At 71.0% G+C, this 5,487-nt stretch carries 5 protein-coding genes; 1 reads left to right on the forward strand and 4 read right to left on the reverse strand.

The annotated features are described in order from the left end of the window. The first annotated feature begins 186 nt into the window (after positions 1–186). Positions 187–1,713, forward strand: coding sequence for an FAD-binding oxidoreductase (locus tag AOK24_RS16745; protein ID WP_055720874.1), 1,527 nt, complete (start codon positions 187–189; stop codon positions 1,711–1,713). 78 nt (positions 1,714–1,791) lie between these two features. On the opposite strand, the gene AOK24_RS16750 is transcribed toward AOK24_RS16745, so the two are convergent. From AOK24_RS16750 to AOK24_RS16765, 4 genes are all read right to left on the reverse strand, one after another. Continuing rightward, positions 1,792–2,490 (reverse strand): phosphatase PAP2 family protein, encoded by a 699-nt coding sequence (locus AOK24_RS16750; protein ID WP_055720875.1) that lies wholly within the window; start codon positions 2,488–2,490, stop codon positions 1,792–1,794. A 152-nt stretch (positions 2,491–2,642) separates the two neighbouring features. After that, positions 2,643–3,650 (reverse strand): C40 family peptidase, encoded by a 1,008-nt coding sequence (locus AOK24_RS16755; RefSeq protein ID WP_107103976.1) that lies wholly within the window; start codon positions 3,648–3,650, stop codon positions 2,643–2,645. 345 nt (positions 3,651–3,995) lie between these two features. Next, positions 3,996–4,775, reverse strand: coding sequence for a trypsin-like serine peptidase (locus tag AOK24_RS16760; RefSeq protein WP_055720877.1), 780 nt, complete (start codon positions 4,773–4,775; stop codon positions 3,996–3,998). Positions 4,776–4,851: 76 nt separating this feature from the next. Then, on the reverse strand, positions 4,852–5,487 hold a 636-nt coding region (locus AOK24_RS16765; RefSeq protein ID WP_240553961.1), incomplete at its 5' end, for an SDR family NAD(P)-dependent oxidoreductase.

Raw genomic sequence — 5,487 nt, forward strand, 5'->3', positions numbered from 1 at the left:
GCTGGCGCGGGCCCGCGCGGCGGGCGAGAAGCCTGGCGCGGACGGACGCGGAGACGCACGCGAAAGGCTGAGCCCAGGCCGGGGAACCCCTCGTTCCGGGAACTCGTCTCGTTCGACAGGCACACAGCGTTCGACCGGCACACAGCCGCGACGGACAGGCACAGAGCCGCGACGGAGGGCGACACCATGGAACGGCGCATGTTCATCGGCGGCGCAGCCGCACTGACCGCGGCGGCGGCGACCGGCTGCCGGTCCACGACGACCGGCAGCCCCACCCCCTCCTTCGCCAACACCGCGCTGACCGGCGCCCCCACCGACTGGAAGGCCCTCGCGAGCGACCTCGACGGCCTCCTCGTCCGCCCCGGCGAGGCCCAGTGGGCAGCGGCCCGCCAGCTGTACAACACGCGCTTCGACACCCTGAAGCCCACGGCGGTCGCGTACGTCGCGCACACCGAGGACATCCGTACGACGCTGGCGTTCGCCCGCGCCCAGAAGCTGAAGGTCGCCATCCGCAACGGCGGCCACTCGTACGCGGGCTGGTCGTCCGGCGACGGCCGGCTGATCGTCGACGTGTCCAAGCTGAACCGCGTCCGCGTCGGCGGGGGTACGGCGGTCGTCGGCGCCGGGTCGAAGCTGATCGACGTGTACCGGGCCCTGCTCGCGAAGGGCGTCACGATCCCCGCCGGTTCCTGCCCGTCCGTCGGCGTCTCCGGCCTGGTCCTCGGCGGCGGCCACGGCGTCGTCTCCCGCGCGTACGGCCTGACCTGCGACAGCCTCACGCAGGCCACGATCGTCACCGCCGACGGCAAGCAGCTCACCGCGAACGCGAAAGAGAACCCCGACCTCTTCTGGGCGCTGCGCGGCGCGGGCAACGGCAACTTCGGCGTGGTCACGGAACTCCAGTTCAAGACCCACGCGGCCCCGCAGGCGGTCACCGGCTACCTCACCTGGTCCTGGTCGAGGGCGGCGGCGGTCCTGCGGGCCTGGCAGGAGTGGGGACCGGCCCAGCCGGACGAGATCTGGTCCGCCCTCAGCTTCTCCAACTCCCCCGGCGGCACCCCCAGCGTCTCCCTCGCCGCGTTCTCCCTCGGCACGTACGGCGAACTCCAGAACGCGATCGACCGCCTCACCGCCAAGGCGGGCGCCCCCAAGTCGGTCTCGCTGCGCCGCCGTTCGTACGCGCAGGCGATGGAGGGATACGCCGGCTGCTCCTCGTACACCAAGGCGGCGAGCTGCCACCGCCCCGGCACCCTCCCCGGCCGCGACCCGGGAGGCAAGCTGGGCCGCGAGACGTACACGGCCCGCTCGGACTTCTACGACAGGTCCCTGTCGGAGGCGGGCATCCAGACCCTGCTGAAGCAGATGCGGTCGGTCCAGGGAGGCGCCGGAAGCGTCGCCCTCACCGCGCTGGGCGGCGCGGTGAACCGCGTCTCCCCCACGGCGACGGCGTTCGTCCACCGCCGCTCCCGCCTCCTGGCCCAGTACATCGCGTCGTGGAAGTCCGGTACGCCGGGCACAGCCGCGCAGTCCTGGCTGAACACGGCCCACAAGGCGATGCGGCCGTACGCGTCGGGCGCGGCGTACCAGAACTACACGGACCCGACGCTGACGGACTGGCGGAAGGCGTACTACGGGGACGCGGCACCGAAGCTGGCGAAGGTGAAGCAGAAGTACGACCCGGCGAAGTTCTTCACGTACCCGCAGGGCATCTGAATCTTTTAGGGGCGCGGGGAACTGCGCGACCAGCCACAGCGCAGCCGCAGCCGCCAGACCTCAGAACCCCCCACCCCATTAGGCAGCGAGATCCCGCTCCCCGGAATGCATCTCGTTCCGCGCCCCCGGCACGAAGGCAACCCGAGCGGCGCGGCTCCGCACCAGCCACCCCGCCCGCGGCGACCGCTCGATCGCCTTGAGGACCGGCGTCAGCATGATCGAGGCCAGCGGGGAGAGGAGCAGCGCGACGGCCGTGCCCAGGGCGAAGCCGCCGATGACGTCGGTCGGGTAGTGGACGCCCATGTAGACGCGGCAGAAGCCTTCGAGGAGCCCCAGGACCAGGCCCCACACCCCGAAGCGGCGGTTCGCGACGAACAGGGCGACGCCCATCGCCATCGTGATGGTCGCGTGGTCGCTGACGAACGAGAAGTCCGTCTTGCCGGAGACGAGGACTTCGAGGCCCTGGTGGTCGTTGAACGGCCGGGGCCGTTCGACGAAGCCGCGGATCGGGACGTTGACCAGGACGGCGACGCCGGCCGCGAGGGGCGCCCAGACCAGGGCGGCGACGGAGGCCGCCGCCTCCTCCCCGGACGCGGCCCGGCGCCGTACGGTCAGCCAGCACCAGACGATGAGCAGAACCATCGCGAACAAGAGCCCGTATTCACCGACGAATCCGACGATTTCGTCGACCCAGTGCGGTGCGTCCTTGGCGAGGCCATTGATGTCGTACAACAGGTCGACATCGGGGTTGGATCCGGAATCGGCGAGTCCAGCCATGGTGCTGCGGCCCCTTCGTCGTGGTTGTCTCAACAGGAACGCACGGCCCCGCTTACAACGTTCCTGTCTCCACTGAATGATCACTGAGACGTTATCGAAGGGAGACGCGCCAACGCTCCGCAGGGCCGGATTTAAGGAACCCTCACCCGTTTTCAGACATTCGTCGGCAGCGCTTTCGCGCCATCCGCGGTGACCCGGGTCGCCCCGAAGTAGTCGGGGGTGTCGATCGGGTCGAACCGGATGACGGCCCCCGTACGGGGCGCGTCGATCATGTACCCGCCCCCGACGTAGATCCCGACGTGCCGGATGGCCCGCGAGTTCGTGAGGTCGTCGGAGAAGAAGACCAGGTCACCGGGGAGGAGTTCGTCCCGCGTGGGGTGCGGCCCGGCGTTGTACTGGTCGTTGGCGACGCGCGGCAGCTCGATGCCGACGCTTTCGTACGCCGCCTTCGTCAGCCCCGAGCAGTCGAACCGCCCGCCGTCCGCGGCGGTCCCGTCGCCGCCCCACAGATAAGGCGTGCCGAGTTTCTTCTGCGCGTAATAGATCGCCCCGGCGGCCTGCTCGGACGGCGACACCCGACCGACCGGCGCCGCGAAACTCTCTTCGAGGGTGGTGATGGTCTTCACGTAATTCCGGGTCTCGCTGTACGGGGGTACGCCCCCGTACTTGATGACCGCGTACGCGCCCGCGTTGTAGGCGGCGAGCATGTTGTGCGTGGCGTTCCCGGGCACGTCCTTGACGTATTTCGCGAGCTCGCAGTCGTACGCGGCGGCGGACGGAATCGCGTCGGCGGGATCCCAGACGTCCTTCCTGCCGTCCCCGTTCCCGTCGACACCGTGCGTCGCCCAGGTGCCCGGAATGAATTGCGCGATTCCCTGCGCGGCGGCGGGGCTCTGCGCCCGGGGATTGAATCCGCTCTCCTGGTACAACTGCGCGGCGAGCAGCGCGGGATTGATCGCGGGGCACATATTGCCCCACTTCTGCACGAGCGCGGAATAAGCGGCCGGAACGGACCCCTTGGCGAGCGCCTTGGCCCCGCCGCCGACCCCGTTCGCCATGTTCCCGGCGACCATGTACACCCCGACGACGAGCACCATGACGAACGCGAGCCCGGCCCCGGCGACCGCGGTCACCCAGATCCACGCCTTACGCACCGTCAACCGCCCCTCGCCGGCCGGGAGTCACCGCGCGTCAGTCTACGGCGGCGACCCGCCGCGCACGGGTAAGTCCGCCCCGGTCACAGACTGTCCATCGCGAGGGCGTTCTAATCCCGGCCCCCGCAGGGTTCGTCGGCCTCGTGCGGGACACCGCAGCGGCGGCAGCGGACGTCGGGGACAGGGCCCGCGTCCGGCTTCACGGCGGCATCCGGCCGGTCCCAGGATCTGCCGGGGACGCGGCGGGGAAGAGGGGTGCGGAGGGCGGTCGTACGAAGGCGGGGCGTGGGGGACAAGACCTTCTCTATCCAGCGTTCAGAACACGCGATACGACACACGATCGTACGCCCGTCACTTCTCCGCCTCCTCGTACAGCGCCGCCGCCTCCGCGCCCAGCACGACGCTGTACGACACGTCGTCCGTGTCCCCGCCCTGCTCGTGCCCACCGAGCACGCCGACGACCTCGTGGTGCCCGTTCACCCAGGGGCTGCCGCTGGTCCCCGCGCTGAACCGGGGGCACTCGATGCGCTGCTGCGTACGGCTGTGCGCGGCCGGCCGGTTGGTGCAGGTGATCGCCCGCTCGGAGGTGTCCGGATAGCCGGTGACGGTCACGGGCGAGGCGCCGGTCGCGGTCCGGGGGGCGAAGAGGTTCCCCCCGACGACGTCCTCGATGTTCTTGTGCTCGGCGTCGGGGGCGAGGGCGGCGAAGGCGATGTCGCTGTCCTCGCTCTGCTCCTCGGCCCATCCGGCGGGCAGGAAGGTCTTGCGCACCTTCCAGATCCCGTAGGGCGCCTTCCCGTCCTTGTACCCCGGCACGAACACGAACCCGGAGCCGTCGTCCCCGCCGAAGCAGTGCGCGGCGGTCACGATCAGGTCCCGCCCCTCGCTCTCCACCACGGACGCCGTACAGAAGTGCTCCCCCGCCGGCTTCCCCACGTCGTCCGCGTAGAACAGCGCCCCCACCCGCGCCGCAGCCGCGGCGGCCTCGCCCTGCGCCACCACCGTCACCCCCAGCGGCCCGCCCCCGTCATCGGCGACAGCCGCCGACGCCAGGACACAACTCCCGGCCATCAACACCGTCGCGCCGAGCAGCGCGAACCTTCGGTTCCCCTGGGGGCGGGTGCGGTTCATCGGGGCCACTCTGGACCATCAAGGTGAGAAAAACATCAACCCGAGCTGTCGAACCGCTACCGACGACAGGGCGCCCTCACACCTCGCTCGGCACCCCGGCCCCCACCGGGAACCCGACGCCGGTCAGCTCCTCCGACAGCGTCCACAGCCGCCGCGCCGCCTGCGCGTCGCTCGCCGCGCCCGTCCGCCCGACCAGCGTCGGGGCGCCCCGCATCTCGCCGAGGCCGTCGGGGCCGACGTAGCTCGCGCCGGGCAGGTCCTGGGTCGCGGCGTACAGGGTGGGCAGGGCACCCGCGCGGTCGGACTGGGCGAAGAGGCGGTTGCCGAGGGACATGACGCCGCGCATCACGGGGTTGCCGTGGTGGCTCTGGAGGTTCGTCGCGGACCAGCCGGGGTGCGCGGCGAGGGCGCGGACCGGGGAGTTCGCGGCGGTCAGGCGGCGCTGGAGCTCCAGGGTGAACAGGAGGTTCGCCAGCTTCGACTGGCCGTAGGCGCGGACGGGGGTGTAGCCCGACGTGAGGTTGACGTCGTCGAAGGCGATCCGGCCCGCCCGGTGCGCGCCGGAGGAGACGGTGACGACGCGGTCCTCGACGTACGGCAGGAGAAGGTTCGTCAGCGCGAAGTGGCCCAGGTGGTTCGTGCCGAACTGCGTCTCGAAGCCGTCCGCCGTGCGGCCCTCGGGGACCATCATGACGCCCGCGTTGTTGACGAG

It is taken from the genome of Streptomyces niveiscabiei, from assembly GCF_001419795.1.
GTDB classification, from domain to species: Bacteria; Actinomycetota; Actinomycetes; order Streptomycetales; family Streptomycetaceae; genus Streptomyces; species Streptomyces niveiscabiei.

Excerpts from the sequence above, each read along its gene's own strand:
- AOK24_RS16745 (WP_055720874.1), top strand. The coding sequence starts at position 187 with ATGGAACGGCGCATGTTCATCGGCGGCGCAGCCGCACTGACCGCGGCG.
- AOK24_RS16750 (WP_055720875.1), bottom strand. The coding sequence starts at position 2,490 with ATGGCTGGACTCGCCGATTCCGGATCCAACCCCGATGTCGACCTGTTG.
- AOK24_RS16760 (WP_055720877.1), bottom strand. The coding sequence starts at position 4,775 with ATGAACCGCACCCGCCCCCAGGGGAACCGAAGGTTCGCGCTGCTCGGC.